This is a genomic window from Corynebacterium sp. LaCa_205, assembly GCF_057458085.1.
On sequence record NZ_CP190931.1, the window covers coordinates 800,502 to 817,436 of the forward strand.

Genomic DNA, 16,935 nt, shown 5'->3' on the forward strand with positions numbered 1-16,935 from the left:
CGAGTGCAGGCTTTGAAGAAAGTGTCTTTCACGTGGCACTTTGCTGGAAAATGCCTAAACTATTCCAGCGTGTTAGCAATTTTTGATGGAAATATATGGCTGAGCATCTTTTTCATAGTGCTGCTCGGCACGTTATTTGGCATGATTCCTTTCGGGCCGCTGCGCTTTGGCGCGGCCGGCACGCTTTTTGTGGGTTTGGCCTTCGGCTCGTTTATTGACCTGGACAAAGACATCCTAAGCTCCCTGCAAGAGCTGGGCTTGGGACTCTTTATTTATATGCAGGGGCTCTCCGCTGGTGAGCGCTTCTTCAAGGGCTTTTCCAAGCAGATGAAGCACATGCTCACGGCGGCCATTGCGATTGTGGTGGCTGCGGGCGCAGCCCTCCTCTTTGGTGGCATGCTGGGGCTGGATACCTTGGCTTCCGTTGGTGTATTTGCCGGCGCCACGACCTCGACGCCGTCGCTGGCAGTTGCCCAGCAACAAACCGGTGAAGAGCTACCCGCCGTGGGCTACTCGCTGGGCTATCCCGTGGGCGTGGCGGTGGCCATTTTGGTCGTGGCATTCCTGCTCAAGCAGAATTGGCCCGCCAAGCACGATAAGGACAATTCTGCCTCCAAGATCTTCCGTTCCCGCACCATTCGCGTTACCAAAGACGTGAACTACGATGATTTGGAAGAACAGTTCAAGGATCACTTTGTTATCGCTACCATTCGCCGCGGTAATAAGGTCCGGGTTGCCGGCGATCGCCCCGAATTGCACAAGGGCGATATCCTGCGCGTGATGGTCACCAAGGCTAAGGCCCGTGAGCTCACCCAAATGCTGGGCAAGCGCCAGCCGCAGACTCCGTTCGTGGATAAGCGCCTGGTCATCGAAACCGTGGCTGTATCTAACCAGGATATTGCTGGTCGCACCGTAGAGGAGTTGAACCTGTTTTCTCGCTATGGCGGCCGCATCGTGCGCGTACAGCGTGGCGACGAGGAGTTCCTAGCCAATAATGAAACCCACTTGGCCTCTGGCGATACGCTGGAGCTCATCGTGAAGTTTGACCGTTTGGGCGATATCCGGGATTACTTCGGTGACTCCGTTAAGTCCTACTCCGAGTTGAACTGGGTGGCACTAGGCGGCGGTCTTTTCTTGGGCTACCTGCTCGGCCAGGTCGTAGTACCGATGCCGGGAGGCGCTTCCTTCGAACTGGGCTTTGCACTCGGACCGCTGATTACCGGCCTGATCCTCGGCGCGCTGCACCGCATCCGCCGCATCCCGTGGCAGGTTCCGGCCTCCATTAATACCGCCTTCCAGCAGTGGGGCCTCGTCATCTTCTTGGCATCCGTGGGCCTATCTTCTGGTGAGGCATTCCTGTCCACCGCATTCTCCTGGATGGGGCTGAAGTGCATGATCCTTGCTGCCATTGTTACCTCGGTGGCTGCTGTGTTGTTCGCCGTGGCGAATCGCTTCATGGGGCAATCTGAAACTCGCACCGTCGGCGGACTCTCCGGCATTTTTGCCCAGCCAGCCGTAGTCAATTACGCCACGGGGCTTAGCTCCGACTCACGTATTATGATCGGCTACGCCGCCACGATTGTGGTGGCACAGGTGGTCAAAATCGCCGTTGTCCCAGTGATGTTGATGCTTTAACCGGGCAACCGAAAAAGGCCGCTTCCCAAGAATGGGAAGCGGCCTTTTGCTTGTCTTGTAGAGAAAAGAAAGCAGTGCTGCTTTAATCCGCCACCAGCGTTTCCATGGTCAGCTCTGGGTGTTCTTTCTCAATGAAGGCGAGCTTCCACTTATCACCAAAGAGCGCGATGAGCTCGCCATCTTGGCGAGTAAAGATCTCCACTCCGCGCTGACGGCCTAGTTCCGGGGCGGATTCAGCATCGGTGCGCCGGGCCACGGAATAGGGGATGGGTTCGGTGACGGTTTCTACGTTGTATTCGAATTCCATGCGGGCCTGCATGACCTCGAACTGCATGGGGCCAACCGCCGCCATGACCGGCGAGGCATCGCCACGGGCCTCGTTCTTGAGAATCTGAACCACGCCCTCGGCTGCTAGCTGATCCAGGCCCTTGCGGAAGGCCTTGTACTTGCCCAGCGACTTCGCGCGCAGAATCTGGAAAGCCTCAGGGGCGAACTGAGGCATCGGCTTGAATTGGACCTTTTTGCCGGAGTAGATGGTGTCACCAGGCGCGAGTGAGCCGGCGTTGACCAAACCTACGATATCGCCCGGATAGGCGGTATCCACGGTATCGCGCGTGCGGCCGAAGACGGTCAGCGCATACTTGGTGGAAAAGCTGCGGCCAGACTGGGCGTGGTGCACCTGCATGCCGCGCTCAAATTCGCCGGAGACCACGCGCATGAAGGCCAAGTTATCGCGATGCTTTTGGTCCATGCCTGCCTGAACCTTAAAGACGACGCCGGAGAATTCATCGCCTACTTCGCGGACCTCGTCGATAGCACTGGTGGCAGCCTCAACCGCCTTAGGATCAGATTCGCGCGAGTGCGGGGCCGGGGCAATGGCACACAGCGTATCCAGGATTTGGTGCACACCAAAGTTCAGCATCGCAGAGGCAAAAATGAGTGGGGAGGTCACGCATTGCTCAAAAAGCTCCTGATCATGCAGGGCACCATCGGCGGCGAGGAGCTCGGCCTCTTCGACCGCGGTTTCCCACACATCTTCTTCCTTCTCACCGGCGGAATCCGGGTCGAAGTGTTCCTCTGGAGCAATGGTGGAACCGCCAGCGGTGCGGATGAAGTGGATATACTCATCGGCCTCGCCATCCTCGTTGATGTGTGCCAGGCCGCGGAAGTCGCCGGCTATGCCCACCGGCCAGTACAGCGGGGTGGGCTGCAGCTGGATTTCGTTGACGATCTCATCAACGAGCTCCAAGGGCTCGCGGCCCACGCGGTCCCACTTATTGATCACAGTGACGATGGGCAAGCCGCGGGCCTTGCAGACGCGGAAGAGCTTGAGGGTCTGGGGCTCGAGGCCCTTGGCGGCGTCGATAAGCATGACTGCCGCATCTACCGCGGTGAGCACGCGGTAGGTGTCTTCCGAAAAGTCCGCGTGGCCTGGGGTATCAACCAGGTTGATCATGTAGGGCTCGCCCTCGTGTCCCTCGGGCGCATACTCGAACTGCAGCGCTGAGGAAGCCACGGAAATACCGCGGTCCTTCTCCATGTCCATCCAGTCAGACACGGTGGACTTGCGGTTGCCCTTGCCGTGGACCGCGCCGGCCTCGTTAATAACGTGTGCGTGTAGCGCCAGCGCCTCCGTCAGCGTGGACTTACCAGCATCCGGGTGGGCGATGACGGCAAACGTGCGGCGGCGCGAGGCCTCAGAAACGACAGAACTCATGCGGCATAGTCTAGTGGGTTTGCGCTACCACTCCACATTGAGGCGGCGCCCCAAATCATCAAAGACGCGGCGGGCCACCGATAGCTTCTTCGCAATGGGGCGCTGCAGCCCGGGTTTGCGCTTGTCGTTGTAGTATTCGCCGGACTCAAAATGGATTCCCTCAGTGCCGGTCAGGTAGTAGGCGAGGTTATCGCCGCCTTCGGCAGGCTTGCCAAAGGTTTTGCCTAGAATCCCTGAATAAATCTTGGACATCATGCCCGTCGAGGACTTGGAAAAGTCCGTGGCCAGCACGCCCGGGTGGAAAGAGACTGCATTAAGCCCGTGGGCATCGAAATAGCGGGTAAGCAGGATATCTCCCAACTTGGCGTTGCCATAAGCACGCTCGGGGCTAAAGTGCTCCACGGTATTGGGATCGTCTGGGGCAAAGTTGGACATGAGAAAATTGGCCAGCGAAGCGGTCTGGACCACGTTCGCGTTATCCTCGCGCAGTTTGTCCCGAAGCAGGGAAGTCAGCAGAAAGGGCGCAACCACGTTGACTTGCCAGGTGCGCTCAAATCCATCAGCAGTGGTGGAGGGGCCATCGAAAATGCCGCCAGCATTATTGCCTAGCGCATGGATATGCTCCAGCTCGCTCAACTCTCCAGCCAGGCGGCGCACCTGCCCCAAAGACTCGAAATCGGCAAGGAAGTACTGGCCGCCCACTTCCTGTGCCACCGCGCGAGTCTTTTCCGGGTTGCGGCCAATAATAACCAGGTTGTCTTGCGGGCGGGTGCGGTGCAACTGGCGTGCGGCCGCGGCGCCCAGCCCGCCCGATGCGCCCGTAATCACAATCGTCTTGGCAGTGCTATGTGGCGAAGTCATAGCCCCAATCTTAACTTCGCGGCGGGGGTGGTGCCTGCTAGCAGTTTCCTTGCACCCCAAGCAGGTCTATACTTCCGCTCGTGAAACATCTGCTTTCCATACGGCAGTGGGGACCGGCGCGCTTAACCGCCGCCGGCTTTCTTTTGCTCATTTTGCTGGGAACGGTTTTGCTCATGCTACCGTTCGCCGAGGCCGGCACCGCCCGCGCTTCTTTTCTGTCTGCGCTTTTTACCGCTACGTCTGCGGTATCGCTAACCGGACTTATCGTGGTGGATACCGGTAGTTTTTGGAGCCCAGCCGGCCAAGTGATCATCTTGGCACTCATCCAACTGGGTGGCTTGGGCATCATGTCCCTGGCCTCGCTATCCGGTCTGCTTTTTACCGGCCGGATTAGCTTCAAAGCACGCAAAACGGGCGCCTATGAGGGGCGCCCCATTGCTCCTGGCGGAATTCGCAAGACGCTGATTTTTACCTTTGCCTTTACCGCCGTGGCAGAGATCATCATCGCTCTCATCGTGGCTGCGCGGTTGATGATTGGCTATGGTCATTCCTTTCCGCGCGCGGTATGGGAAGGCATCTTTCACGCCATTTCTGCATTCAATAACGCGGGATTTAGCACCAATAGCGATAATCTAGTGCCCTTTGTTGCCGATGCCTGGATTCTGCTGCCCTTAGCCGCCGCGCTTATCGGTGGCGGCTTGGGATTTCCGGTATGGGCGGAGCTGGTGCGCCTCGTGCGCCGCAACCGTTACGTGGTCCACCGCATCTCCATTACCGCGCGCATGACTCTGGTTGCTACGACCGTGCTCTTGGTAGCGGGTGCGGTCTTTTTCGCCTGCATGGAATGGACCGGACTGTTGTCGTCCATGTCGCTGGGAGAAAAACTGCTCAACTCTTTCTTTGCCAGTGCATCTCCGCGCACGGCCGGCTTTAATGCCATCGATTACGGGCAGGCTCACCCCATTACCCTGATGGGCACCGATATTTTGATGTTTATCGGCGGCGGGTCTGCCGGTACCGCCGGCGGCATCAAGGTCACCACCGCGTGCGTGCTCTTGGCGGCGATGGCGGCTGAGTTCACTGGGCGCGAAACCACGACCATCGGGCACCGCAGCCTTCCGCGCTCGGTAACCCGCCAGGCCCTGGCCTTGAGCTTTGCCGGAGTCATGGTGGTCACACTCGGCGTGGCGGCCCTGCGCTTTTTTGATCCGGAATTCAGTGGTGACCAAGTCTCTTTCGAAGTGCTCTCCGCATTCGCTACGGTGGGTTTGTCCACCGGAATTACCGCCAGCCTATCTGCACCCTCGCAGATAGTGCTGTGCCTCATCATGTACCTGGGCCGTGTTGGCCCAACCACCTTGGTAGCGGCGCTGGCGGCAAAAACCGTAAGTCGGCGTTTTAGCTATCCCGAAGAAAGGCCGTTCCTTGGCTAATATTCTCAAGGCGCTGGGCCGCACCCGCGCCGGCATCGATATTCCACCCGTCGTCGTCATCGGCTTGGGACGCTTTGGCTCCTCGCTAGCCCATGAGCTGATGGCCAATGGCGTTGAGGTCCTTGGCATTGACTCCAGCGAAAAGCGCGTGCGCGAAGAAGCGCCTTACCTCACTGAGACCATTGCGGCAGATACTACTGACCCGGAAGCCTTACGTCAGCTGGGCGTGGAGGAAGTCGAGCGCGTCATCGTCGCTATCGGCTCCCACCTAGAAGACTCCATTCTTACCGCGTCTAATCTGGTGGAGTTGGGGGTGAAAGATATCTGGGCCAAGGCAGATTCGGAGGCGCATGCGCGCATTTTGAGCCAGATTGGCACCCACCACGTCATCCGGCCAGAGCGAGATACGGGTCGCCGCGTCGCCTACCTTTTGGGCGGGCGCTTTCGTGATTTCGCAGAAATCGCTACCGATTACGGCGTGACCCAAATGGCCGTTCCTAGCTCATTGGTGGGCCGACCGCTCGACCTTTCCGCCATCTGGCGCACCCACCGCGTGCAATTGGTTTCGGTGCGTTGTGCGGAAGGGCAGTGGGCCCCACTTGCCGACGCCACCGAACTTGCCCCCACCGATTTCATCGTCGCCGCCGGCAGCCCGCAGGCCCTAGAGAAATTCTCCCAGTGCTAGCGCGAGTGAATCTGGTTTTGGGCTTTGCTTAGCCCTTCGGTCACGATGAGCCGAGCCGCCTTAGCTGCAGTGGCAATGGCGTCGTCAAAGTCCGCGCCGGTATCCACCGGGCCTAATACATAGTCTGGAATCGACGAGCCCTTGGGCGGCCGTGCAATGCCAATTCGTACACGCAAGTAGTCGCGCGTGCCTAAGCGCTCGGTGAGGGACTTGAGTCCGTTGTGCCCGTTTTCATTGCCACCCTGCTTGAGCCGGACCTTATTGGCCGGCAGATCGAGCTCATCGTGGAGGACAATCACATGGTCTGGAGCGATACCTAATTGCTGCGCTAGCGGTGCCACAGGATCCCCCGACAGGTTCATAAAGGTGCCCGAACGCACGGCAAGTACTTTATGGCCCTCCCAATTAAGCGGAGCTGCCTGGACATCCATCCCGCGCACCGGTTCGAGGACATCTCCACCGGCTGCGAGGAGATCATCGATGGCCATATAGCCCACATTGTGGCGGGTAGCGGCATACTTCGCGCCGGGGTTGCCCAAGCCCACGATAAGCCAGTCTGCCTCCAGATCATTCGGATTGAGCCCCGGTTGCGTCTTTTTTCCTGCGCCAAAGATCCGCGCGAAAAAATCTCCTAAATCTGCCACTGCGCTAGCTTCCTCTCTCGGTAGGGTGGGGTGGTATGAGTCAGGTTATTAGCTCCCTTTCCCGTAGCGTAATTCCCGCGCCCATGGCCGGCGGTCCCACCACCCCGGAACTAGTGCACGCAGCCTATGCGGCTGGGTCTTTCGGCACCCTAGGTTTGGGCTCTGCCAGCATCGACTCTGCTCGCACACAGATAGAACAGTGCGCCGGAATTCCGTTCGGGGTGAACCTCTTTTGCCCTCAAGATCCACTTACCGAGCCGTACTTGGCAGCTGCACGCGAGCTGGCTCAAGCAGAAAACCAGTCGCTACCCGAGCCCGACTATGCCTTTGGCTATGAAGAAAAGCTGGAGCTAGCCCTGCGCGGCGGCGCCCGGGTGGTGTGGTCCATGTTTGGAACCTTTAACGCTGGTCACCTAGAGCAAATTCATGCCGCAGGAGCAGAGGCATGGACCACCGTTACCACCCCTACGGAGGCAATTGCGGCCGCACGTGGCGGCGTTGACGTGCTGTGCGTCCAAGGTCCGGCCGCTGGTGGACACCGCGGAACCTGGGAGCTTTTCGCAACCCCGGATTCCCGGGGCTTAGAAGAGCTAGTAGCCGATGTGCGCGCCGCTTCTCCAGAACTTCCCCTTATCGCAGCCGGTGGCCTGCGCACCGCGGCTGATGTAGCCAACGCTATGTCCTGGAGCGGAGTTGCCGCCTGCTCTTGCGGGTCCGCCTTTTTGCTCGCTGCCGAGGCTGGCACGAGCGACTATAACCGGCAGCTTCTTCGCCGTGGTGGGAAAACCGTTTCCACCCGTGCATTCTCAGGCCGCTTCGCCCGCGGTTTGGAGACCGAGTACACCCGGAGACACCCTGACTTGCCCCCGGTCTACCCACTTTTGAATCCGGTCCTAAAGAAACGCCGTGCGCAGCACGATGATGCCGTATCCTACTGCCTCGTAGGTACAGAGGTAGGCAAAATAAACGGGGGTACTGTGGCCGACATCCTTAACCGACTATGCCAAAACCCACACTAGTAGGCGCTAATATTTAGGTTTGAAGATTTAATGCCACCCCCGTGACAGAAAAGGAATGAATTTCGTGACTGCGAACGCACATGTTGGCCATGATGATTGGAACGAGCGCCTCGAGCTGGCGCAGCAGATGATTCCACTCATCCACCAGCTGCACCGCAACAATAACGTTGTCACCACCATCTTCGGCCGCCCGCTGGTGGGGCAGACCGATATCGACATCATCAAGTCTCACCGTTACGGTCGCCGCATTGCGCAGCGCCACCTGTCCACGGCGGAGACCTTGCCAATCCTGGTGGAATTGGCGGACATGAACCTAGGCGCCGCCAGCGTGGATCTAGGCCGCTTGGTTCTGGGCTGGGAGGAGTCCAACGAGGAAAACCTCCGCATGTACCTGGAAGGCGAGCTGTGCGAGATCGTCGGTGCTGGCGTTGACCTAGAAACCACCGATGTCGTTCTCTACGGATTCGGCCGCATTGGCCGCCTGCTCGCCCGCCTGCTCGTCGCCCGCGAGGCAGCTTATGGTGGAGTTCGCCTGCGCGGCATTGTCCTGCGTAAGAAGGGCGATGGAGACATCCTCAAGCGCGCCTCCTTGCTGCGCCGCGATTCCGTCCACGGCGCCTTCAACGGCACCATCTCCGTGGATGAGGAAAATGAGGTCATCTGGGCCAATGGCACCAAGATCCAGATGATCTACGCTAACGATCCGTCCGAGATTGACTACACCTCTTATGGCATCAACAACGCCATCTTGGTAGATAACACCGGCGCGTGGCGCGACCGCGAGGGCTTGTCTCAGCACCTCAAGGCCAAGGGTATCTCTCGTGTGCTTTTGACTGCACCGGGCAAGGGCGATATCAAGAACATCGTCTACGGCATCAATAACGAAAAGATTACCGATGAGGACCAGATCCTCTCCGCTGCATCTTGCACCACCAACGGCATCACCCCGGTACTCAAGGTCATCAATGACCGCTACGGCGTAACCCACGGCCACGTGGAGACCGCGCACTCGTTTACCAATGACCAGAACCTCATTGATAACTACCACAAGGGCGATCGCCGAGGCCGCGCTGCGGGCCTGAACATGGTGCTTACCGCTACCGGTGCTGCTAAGGCTGTGTCTAAGGCCCTGCCGGAATTTGAGGGTAAGCTCACCGGCAACGCCATCCGCGTTCCTACCCCGGACGTGTCCATGGCCGTGCTTAACCTTGAACTGGAAAAGGAAGTAGACCGCGAAGAGGTCAACGACTTCCTACGCAACGTTTCGCTGCACTCTGACCTGCGCCAGCAGATTTCCTACATTGCCTCCCCAGAGGTTGTTTCCTCTGACTTCATCGGCAATACCCACGCTGGCATTGTCGATGGTGTTGCCACCATTGCCTCCGGCAAGCACCTCGTGCTCTATGTCTGGTACGACAACGAGTTCGGTTACTCCAACCAGGTAGTACGCATCGTAGAAGAGCTGGCGGGTACCCGCCCGGTTGTTCTGCCGAAGCGCGTATCTCCTGCTGAGCTATAAAGCTCAATGAACTATAGCCCGCGGTTACCCGCGGGCTATAGTCGTTTTCCGGGGCATTTTCAGCAAGGCGTAAAAGGTTTGAGCACCGAGCACCACTCGGCTTAGTTTGCCGGTCGCAGCGCTTTAGTCTTAAGCAGCCGGATGACCATCCATGTACCAGCCGTGGCGAAGATTCCTGTCAGCACCGTCGCAAGAATATAGCGGGCAGGGGAATCTGCGTTCATGGGCCATGCGGGGAAGGCGATCAACCACAGCGGGGTTCTAGCGAGGACGTCGCCACCCAAGGTAACGGAAACGATAGTGCAGACGATGCACAGTGCCAGGCCACTCATCATGCCCAGACGAAGCACGATGAGAAGAGAGAATACCGAAATCACATATCCCACCCCAATGGCTAGGGGCAGTTGGATGGCCGTCGCCGAAGCCGAGCTGCCAGAAGCACTAAGTGCGAGCGAAGCGCCCACGCATACTGTGGATACTATCCCGAAAAGCCACCAGAAGAGCGCGCTGGAACAATGGCGGGATTCCATGTGGCTGAGCGGCCATACCGGCGCGAGTAATGGCCACACCACAACCGGTAGCACACCTGCCCCTACAGGGAGAAGCAGAAAAACAAAGAAGCCCTGGACGTAAGTCGGAGGATAGAAAAGGGCAAGAGATAGCAATGCCCAGGCACTTAACACCAAGCAGGCGATAACCGCTGGGCTACACGCCGCCCGGTGGAGACCAACTAGCGCGCCTGCAAAGCGGGGGCGGGCGGTGGCACGCGGTGCTGTGGCCGGGCGCCACGTGGCAGTGGCGCCGCTAAAGGCAGGGGTCGTCTGGCCGCGGCGAGGTAAGGCGAGGCGGCGCAGGCGGCGCGAAGTGACGATGGCCGCATATATGCCTACTGCTGCGAGAAGTAGCGTCAGAGCGAGGGCCGGCAGCGGACTTTCTTGCAGGAGTGGATCGCCTGGATCCAAGGGCACGGAATTTTGATGAATGTGCAGTGAATGAAGCAGTAGCCGCATGAGCCAAGCTGGTGGAAAAGCCCACCACGTAGGGCCTTCGACGACCTTGCAAGTCACGCTTAAAACCTGCCAGATAACGCTGAGTATTAGTGTCGCGCCAAGGCCATAGCGTCGCGAGCAGGCAGAGGCAAGGCCAGCAATGCCAATAGCACCGAGGAAAGAATATAGCCCGGCGAGTGCCACGAGGTGGTGCTGTTCGCGGCCTTGTGCGAACACTACTGCCCAGGACACCCCAAAGTTGAGGAGGTGGAACGCGCCCAAGCTGGCGAGCACTACCACCAAGCGTGCAGTGTGTTCGTAGCGAGTAGTGAGGCGGCGCCACCAGGTGCCGCCGCCATGGGCAAGAACCTCACGGCGCTCTGTAACCGCGGCAAATACCGCAACGAGCGGCGCGTACATGCCGGTGACAAACATAGATTGCCAGCCGAGAACACCGGTAGCATCCTTAGCCGGGGAAGCGATAGCAGAAAAGACTATGGTCATTAGCGCAAGCGGTAAGGCGAGAAGAGGTAGCCACTGCACAGCGCTGCCACGGCTGCGCAGCAACTCTGCCGAAAGGTAGCGCTTAAACATCGGCCTCACCACCCAGGGAGGTGAGGCGGAAGAACTCGGACTCCAATTGGCCGCTGGGGGCAAGCTCCTGCAAGGACCCGGAATAGCGAATGGTGCCCTGAGACAAAATGGTGATGTCGTCGGCCAAATGAAGGACCTCGCCAAGCTGATGAGAACTGACCACAACTGTATGTCCGGCTGCTGCCAAGTCTCGCAGCAAAGTACGCAGCTCCACTATGCCTTGTGGATCAAGACCATTTTGAGGTTCATCCAGCAGCAAAATTTCCGGATCCCCTAATAAAGCCTGCGCCAATGCCAAGCGGGCCTTCATACCGGTGGAAAAGGATTTGGCTTTCTTAGAACCGACCTCGGCGAGTCCCGCAATGGCTAAAACACGCTCTACCTCAGACTCCGGCAGGCCTAGCAAGCGGGTATGTACGCGCAGGTTGGCAGCGGCGGAAAGATGCCCGTAGAAGGCGGGCCCGTTCACGGATGCCCCCACGTGGTCGAGTACTTCACGTGACCAAGGAGCACCAGCCACGCGTACTATTCCGGAATCTGCCGGCAGCAGGCCAAGGAAGATGGAAAAGAGGGTGGATTTTCCGGCCCCGTTGCGTCCAAGAAGGGCGTGGACTCGGCCAGGGGTGATACGAAAATCCACATCCCGCAGTACCGCGTGGGAGCCAAAGGATTTGCTGACGCGTTCAAAGGAGATCTCAAAACTCATACCGCCTAGTCTCGCGGCACAGCGCCGCAATCACCTCCGCCTAGGCTATGGACCTTAGCGCGAAGTTCTCCTACCACGGTAGGAGGCTTAGGCGATGCCAGCCTTTTGCGCCAAGAGCACTAGAGCTACGCGGTCGCGTGCAGCCAGTTTGGAAAGCAGAGAGGAAATATGTGTCTTGACAGTCGTATCCGCGATGACCATTTCACGGGCAATTTCCGCGTTGGTGGCACCGCGGGCGATGAGGGCTAGGACTTCTCGCTCGCGACGGGTGACAAGGCTTAAGCCCTGGCGCTCTTGCGCGCTCAGCTGCCCGCGCGCAATTGCGGCGCGGTAGGTCTGCAAGACTGGGCCGGTTACCTTAGCGGCTAGGACCGATTCGCCCTTGGCGACGTCGCGCACCGCTCCCACCAGTACATCCGGGTCGGCGTCTTTGAGGAGAAACCCATGCGCGCCAGCGGCGATAGATTGAGCCACCAAATCATCTTCATTAAACGTAGTGAGCATGATGATTCGGCAGTCAGGCACCCGAGAAAGGATGGCTTGAGCCGCGGCAATGCCGTCCATTCCGGGCATTCGGATATCTAGGATGGCGACGTCAATGCGGTGGCTTATCGCGGCGGTAACGGCTTCGTTGCCGGTGTGCGCGGTGGTAACGACCTCAATATCATCCTGAGCATTGAGGATCGTGGACAAAGCGGCGGCGAGCAGCGCTTGGTCATCGGCAAGCAGTACACGAATCTTAGACACGGTTTTCCCTCTGCAACGGAAGTTCGGCGAGCAGGGTGAATTTTGTGGCATCGCCCCAGCTCTCTAGCTTTCCACCCAATGCGTTGGCACGTTCTTCCACACCGATCAGGCCCACGCCGCTACCTGGGACTTCGCTGGGAGTCGGGGAGGGCGTGGAAGAAATTAGGGTGAGTCGGGCGACGTCGGCAAGCGCAAGCTCCACATCCACCTGGGTTCCTGGGCCCTGGTGGCGCAACGCGTTGGTCAAACCCTCAGAAATGATGCGCACCAACGCCAATTGCGTAAGTGCTGGAGCCTCGTAGGCCTCAGGTATATGCGCGTTAATGTCCAAGCCTGCCGCTCGGAAGCCATCGATAATGCCCTCGATGTGCTCTAGCTGCGTGGTGGGCTCCAGTGAGGTAGGTCCGGTGCTTCGCAGTGCAGTGACGATGCCGCGGACCTCTTCCAAAGCAGAATCCGCGCCATCACGAATACTGGCCAGCGCATCGTGGGCAGCCTCAGTGTTTGCACGAGCGGCAATGATCCCGGCGTTTGCCTGAACCTTGATCAACGTGAGGGAATGAGCGAGTACATCATGCAGCTCCCGTGCGATGAGCAGGCGTTCTTCTTCTTGGGCTTGGCGAAATCGCTCTTGCGCTAGCTGCTCGCGCTGGCGTGCTAAATCGAAGTAGCGCGCAGCTATAAAATATGTGCTGCCTAGAACCGCCCAGTGCACGACCAACATGGCCAAGTAGCGGCGGTCCAGTTGGTAATGCAAAAAGAAAGACTCCGGATCTATGCGCCACATGAATGGCGAAATGAAGGAGCCAAGAATCGTTAGAGCCAGTACCGTGCGGGGAATGGCGCGGCGCGTGACATAGCGGGAGGTGGCATACACCGCCATGGGTGCAGTAAGCGCCCACGGGGTAATTCCCAGGTTAGTGGGAAGCTGGCTCATCCAAGCCATCGCCCAAGCCGCGAGAAGCACGATAAAGCCCGTGGCGCTGAGCACGGGACGGCTCCGCCAGACCCACATAAATGGCAGGAATAGTAACGATAGACCTGCCTGAATAATCTCAATTATGCTGGGATTCTTCGCGGCAGAAATGACATAAAATAGCGCAATGAGCACCGCCACCGCAGTGAGGATTTTATCTCCTAAACGCGCTTCCGCGACGGTGTCAGTGCTCATGATTGAAGATAGTAATACGGCCGGTGCTGCTACTTCTTCTTATCGTTCTTCTTGCCCTTCTTTGAGGTTTTCTTCGCCGTCTTCTGCTCGGACTTGCGCTCCAGCTTGGCTGCTACATCAGGCACATAGCGGAACTCTTCGCGGGCGGGGCGCTCGTAGGTCTCGCCATCAGATTCAGGGCGCTGCGGGATTTCAGGCATCTTGCGCTCGATCTTCTCGTAGGGAATGGTGCTGAGAAGGTGCGAGATGACATTGATACGCGAGCGCTTCTTGTCTTCCGATTCCACGGTGTACCACGGGGCGGTTGGGGTATCGGTGTGAATGAACATGGCATCCTTCGCGCGGGAATAGTCCTCCCAGCGGGTAATGGATTGCAGGTCCATAGGGGAGAGCTTCCAGCGGCGTAGCGGATCATTGCGGCGGGACTCAAAGCGCTTAATCTGCTCCTCATCGGAGACAGAGAACCAGTACTTGCGCAGCATGATGCCGTCTTCTACCAGCATCTGCTCAAAGGTAGGTGCCTGGTGGAGGAAGCGGACGTATTCCTGATCGGTGCAAAAGCCCATGACGCGTTCGACGCCGGCGCGGTTGTACCAGGAGCGGTCAAAGATGACAATTTCGCCCTTCGTTGGCAGCTTTTCCACATAGCGCTGGAAGTACCACTGGCCCTGCTCACGGGAGTTCGGGGCGGGCAGCGCCTCGACGCGGCACGTACGTGGGTTGAGGTACTGGGTGATGCGCTTGATAGCAGAGCCTTTGCCGGCGGCGTCGCGGCCTTCCATGATGATGACGACGCGGGCCCCGGTTTCAACGACCCACTGCTGCATGTCCACGAGTTCTGCCTGAAGGCGCTCGAGTTCCTTCTCGTAGGCCTTCTTGTTGAGTTTCTTAGGGGCTTTACTGCTCTTTGTGCTCATTGTCTCAGCTTAACCGCCGTTGATAGCAGGGGAGAAAACTGCACCGCCCTCGTTGGAGTGAGAATCTGGGCACAGTCTAAGAGCAGGTACAGCCTGGACCGCAGCCTGGTTCGCCGAAAAAAGTTGTATTGGAAATATGCCCCAAGCCCTCAATAGCAATGGTGACATTTTGACCATCTTGAATAAACTGCTGCGGCTCCCGTGCAAATCCAACGCCCTCTGGGGTACCGGTAACGATGACGTCTCCCGGATTGAGCGGGTAAAGCTGCGAGCAAAACTCGATCAGCTCAGCAACTGAAAAGATAAGGTCATCGGTGTTATCGCGCTGCCTTTCTTCGCCGCCCACGGTAGTAGTAAGTAAAGCACCAGAACCAGGTGCCCATTCCTCCGCGGTGGTGAGCCACGGGCCGAAGCCTGCGGTGCGATAGAAGGACTTACCGGCATGGAACTGGCTCGTCTGACGCTGGAAATCGCGCAGCGTGTAGTCATTCATGATGGCATAGCCGGCGACATAGTCGAGCGCCTCATTCCGGTTCACGCGGTGGGCGCGCTCGCCGATGATGACCGCCAGCTCGCCTTCATAATCCAGCTTCTGTGTGGCAAATTCTGGAATGAAGACATCATCATAGGGGCCGGTGAGGGCATCGGCGAACTTGATGAACAAGGTGGGGTGTTCGGGGAATTCCCGGCCCATTTCGCGGATGTGTTTGGCGTAATTAAGCCCGACGCAGATAATTTTGCCGGGATTCGGGACTACGGCCTCCAAGTCGGCGTGGTCGAAGACCACGGGTTCGCCGGAAAGCTGTGCGGCTTTTCGCCAGTCCTCGCTGCGTAGCAGCTGGCCCACATCCTCATAATCCAATTCGACACCCACGTTATCGCCGTCGATGCGGATAGCGGAAGTGCCAAAGCCGGTGCGTAGGGTAGCCAGTTTCATGGCGACTATCCTACGCGCAGGATCTCATCCACCGCGTTCGCGCAGATAATGGGGATCTCCACCTTTTCTTGCTTTGTCCAAGGCTTGAGCACAAACGATGCTGGATCCATGCGGCCCGGTGGGCGTCCGATTCCTATAGAAAGGCGTTGATAGTCCTTTGTTCCCAGGGACTTGGTGGTGGATCGCAAACCATTATGGCCGTGGTCGCCGCCACCGTCACGGAGTTTAATGGTGCCAAAATCGAGTTCCAGTTCATCGTGGACGACGATGATATTGGCGGCGGAGAGATGAAAATATTGTGCTAGGGCTTTGATCGGCCCGCCGGAAAGGTTCATAAAAGACCGCGGCTTCGCACAAATAATTTTACGGCCACCTGTCATGCCCTCGGCGACCTCGGTATTGGTCTTCTTGTGCACCGAAAAGCTGCTCATGAGCTCGCCAGCGAGTTCTTCAGCTACAGCGAAGCCGATATTGTGGCGGGTTCCTGCGTACCTGGGGCCAGGGTTACCAAGGCCTACTACGAGAAGTGGAGTCACGCGCTCAATTGTCTCATACAGCGAAAGGAAAACGGCGAAACCGCCGCGAGGTGTATTTCTCACGGCGGTTTACGTACAGGAAGGGGAAGGGATTACTCCTCTTCAGAGTCAGAGGACTTTTCGTCCTCATCTGCGGACTCGGCACCAGCGTCAGCGCCGCCTTCCTCAGCAGCCTCGGCTGCTTCCTCGAGCTCCTCATCAACCTCAGGCAGGGAGATGGATACGATGACGGTGTCTTCTTCTGCCACCAAGGTGGTGTCTTCCGGCATGGTGACATCGGCAGCGGTGATAACCGCGCCGTCCTCGAGGCCCTCGATGGAAACCTCGAGCTCCTCCGGAATGTTCAGTACGTCTGCCTCAACCAGCAGTACGTCAGCATCCTGGATGTGCATAGTGCCTGGGGCCGGCTCGCCGGTCAAGGTAACCGGAACCTCAACCTCAACCTTCTCGCCACGCTTAATAGCAAGCAGGTCAACGTGGTCGATATCGAAGGTCAGGACGTTCTGATCAACGTGCTTAACCATGGTCAGGTATTGCTCACCGTCGATCTCCAGCTCCAAAACGGCGTTGACACCGTTGTTGCGGACGAGGGACTGGATGTCCAGCAGCGGAACTGCGAAGTGAACCGGCTCCTGGTGGGCACCGTAGATGACGCCTGGGACCTTCCAGTCGCGGCGCAGGCGGCGTGCGACACCCTTGCCAAACTCGGTACGTGCTTCAGCCTTGATTACTGGGCGCTGTGCCATGCTTCATTCTCCTTAGTCAAAGTAGTGCGGCGCGGCCAACGCGATAAAACGACGAAAGCCTGCCGATGGACGTCTTGGA

At 58.3% G+C, this 16,935-nt stretch carries 16 protein-coding genes; 5 read left to right on the plus strand and 11 right to left on the minus strand.

Annotated features, from left to right (window positions below; genetic code table 11):
• The first annotated feature begins 69 nt into the window (after nucleotides 1–69).
• A complete protein-coding gene (locus ACP8J1_RS03975) occupies nucleotides 70–1,635 on the plus strand; it encodes an aspartate-alanine antiporter-like transporter (protein WP_302517513.1) in 1,566 nt (521 codons plus the stop codon).
• Between the two features lie 82 nt (nucleotides 1,636–1,717).
• Here the strand turns inward: ACP8J1_RS03975 and ACP8J1_RS03980 are convergent, their stop codons facing one another.
• Together ACP8J1_RS03980 and ACP8J1_RS03985 are read right to left on the minus strand one after the other, a co-directional pair.
• Nucleotides 1,718–3,352: a peptide chain release factor 3 gene (locus ACP8J1_RS03980; protein WP_023021934.1), complete on the minus strand. Its 1,635-nt coding sequence runs from the start codon at nucleotides 3,350–3,352 to the stop codon at nucleotides 1,718–1,720.
• Between the two features lie 24 nt (nucleotides 3,353–3,376).
• Nucleotides 3,377–4,213, minus strand: a complete 837-nt coding sequence (locus tag ACP8J1_RS03985) for an SDR family NAD(P)-dependent oxidoreductase (RefSeq protein ID WP_023021933.1) — start codon at nucleotides 4,211–4,213, stop codon at nucleotides 3,377–3,379.
• An 80-nt stretch (nucleotides 4,214–4,293) separates the two neighbouring features.
• Here ACP8J1_RS03985 and ACP8J1_RS03990 point away from each other — a divergent pair, with 80 nt between their 5' ends.
• Nucleotides 4,294–5,646, plus strand: coding sequence for a TrkH family potassium uptake protein (locus tag ACP8J1_RS03990; protein ID WP_023021932.1), 1,353 nt, complete (start codon nucleotides 4,294–4,296; stop codon nucleotides 5,644–5,646).
• Nucleotides 5,639–6,331 carry a potassium channel family protein gene (locus ACP8J1_RS03995; protein WP_023021931.1) on the plus strand — a complete coding sequence of 231 codons (693 nt, stop codon included), beginning with the start codon at nucleotides 5,639–5,641 and terminating at the stop codon, nucleotides 6,329–6,331. The genes ACP8J1_RS03990 and ACP8J1_RS03995 overlap by 8 nt, the downstream gene beginning before the upstream one ends.
• Here the strand turns inward: ACP8J1_RS03995 and pth (ACP8J1_RS04000) are convergent.
• Nucleotides 6,328–6,975 (minus strand): aminoacyl-tRNA hydrolase, encoded by a 648-nt coding sequence (gene pth, locus ACP8J1_RS04000; protein WP_023021930.1) that lies wholly within the window; start codon nucleotides 6,973–6,975, stop codon nucleotides 6,328–6,330. The two genes, ACP8J1_RS03995 and pth (ACP8J1_RS04000), sit on opposite strands and share 4 nt — an antisense overlap.
• Nucleotides 6,976–7,010: 35 nt before the next feature.
• Between pth (ACP8J1_RS04000) and ACP8J1_RS04005 the strand changes: the two genes are divergently transcribed.
• The gene (locus tag ACP8J1_RS04005; RefSeq protein WP_023021929.1) at nucleotides 7,011–7,994 is read left to right on the plus strand and encodes a nitronate monooxygenase; all 984 of its coding nucleotides are present in this window, start codon (nucleotides 7,011–7,013) and stop codon (nucleotides 7,992–7,994) included.
• 64 nt (nucleotides 7,995–8,058) lie between these two features.
• Complete coding sequence (locus ACP8J1_RS04010; protein WP_023021928.1) at nucleotides 8,059–9,513, plus strand: glyceraldehyde-3-phosphate dehydrogenase; 1,455 nt, start codon at nucleotides 8,059–8,061, stop codon at nucleotides 9,511–9,513.
• Between the two features lie 101 nt (nucleotides 9,514–9,614).
• Here the strand turns inward: ACP8J1_RS04010 and ACP8J1_RS04015 are convergent, their stop codons facing one another.
• The 8 genes from ACP8J1_RS04015 to ACP8J1_RS04050 form a co-directional block, all read right to left on the minus strand.
• Nucleotides 9,615–11,096, minus strand: coding sequence for an ABC-2 family transporter permease (locus tag ACP8J1_RS04015; RefSeq protein ID WP_023021927.1), 1,482 nt, complete (start codon nucleotides 11,094–11,096; stop codon nucleotides 9,615–9,617).
• Nucleotides 11,089–11,802 carry an ATP-binding cassette domain-containing protein gene (locus ACP8J1_RS04020; RefSeq protein ID WP_023021926.1) on the minus strand — a complete coding sequence of 238 codons (714 nt, stop codon included), beginning with the start codon at nucleotides 11,800–11,802 and terminating at the stop codon, nucleotides 11,089–11,091. The genes ACP8J1_RS04015 and ACP8J1_RS04020 overlap by 8 nt, the downstream gene beginning before the upstream one ends.
• An 87-nt stretch (nucleotides 11,803–11,889) precedes the next feature.
• Nucleotides 11,890–12,549, minus strand: a complete 660-nt coding sequence (locus ACP8J1_RS04025; protein ID WP_023021925.1) for a response regulator — start codon at nucleotides 12,547–12,549, stop codon at nucleotides 11,890–11,892.
• Nucleotides 12,542–13,720 carry a sensor histidine kinase gene (locus tag ACP8J1_RS04030; protein ID WP_023021924.1) on the minus strand — a complete coding sequence of 393 codons (1,179 nt, stop codon included), beginning with the start codon at nucleotides 13,718–13,720 and terminating at the stop codon, nucleotides 12,542–12,544. The genes ACP8J1_RS04025 and ACP8J1_RS04030 overlap by 8 nt, the downstream gene beginning before the upstream one ends.
• A 29-nt stretch (nucleotides 13,721–13,749) precedes the next feature.
• Entirely contained in the window at nucleotides 13,750–14,637 is an 888-nt protein-coding gene (gene ppk2 / locus ACP8J1_RS04035; RefSeq protein WP_023021923.1) for a polyphosphate kinase 2, read from the minus strand.
• A 76-nt stretch (nucleotides 14,638–14,713) separates the two neighbouring features.
• Nucleotides 14,714–15,574: a fumarylacetoacetate hydrolase family protein gene (locus tag ACP8J1_RS04040; protein ID WP_023021922.1), complete on the minus strand. Its 861-nt coding sequence runs from the start codon at nucleotides 15,572–15,574 to the stop codon at nucleotides 14,714–14,716.
• A gap of 5 nt (nucleotides 15,575–15,579) precedes the next feature.
• On the minus strand, nucleotides 15,580–16,110 hold the full coding sequence (gene pth / locus ACP8J1_RS04045) for an aminoacyl-tRNA hydrolase (protein WP_034656468.1): 531 nt from the start codon (nucleotides 16,108–16,110) through the stop codon (nucleotides 15,580–15,582).
• Nucleotides 16,111–16,202: 92 nt separating this feature from the next.
• The gene (locus ACP8J1_RS04050) at nucleotides 16,203–16,856 is read right to left on the minus strand and encodes a 50S ribosomal protein L25/general stress protein Ctc (protein ID WP_023021920.1); all 654 of its coding nucleotides are present in this window, start codon (nucleotides 16,854–16,856) and stop codon (nucleotides 16,203–16,205) included.
• Nucleotides 16,857–16,935: the final 79 nt, after the last annotated feature.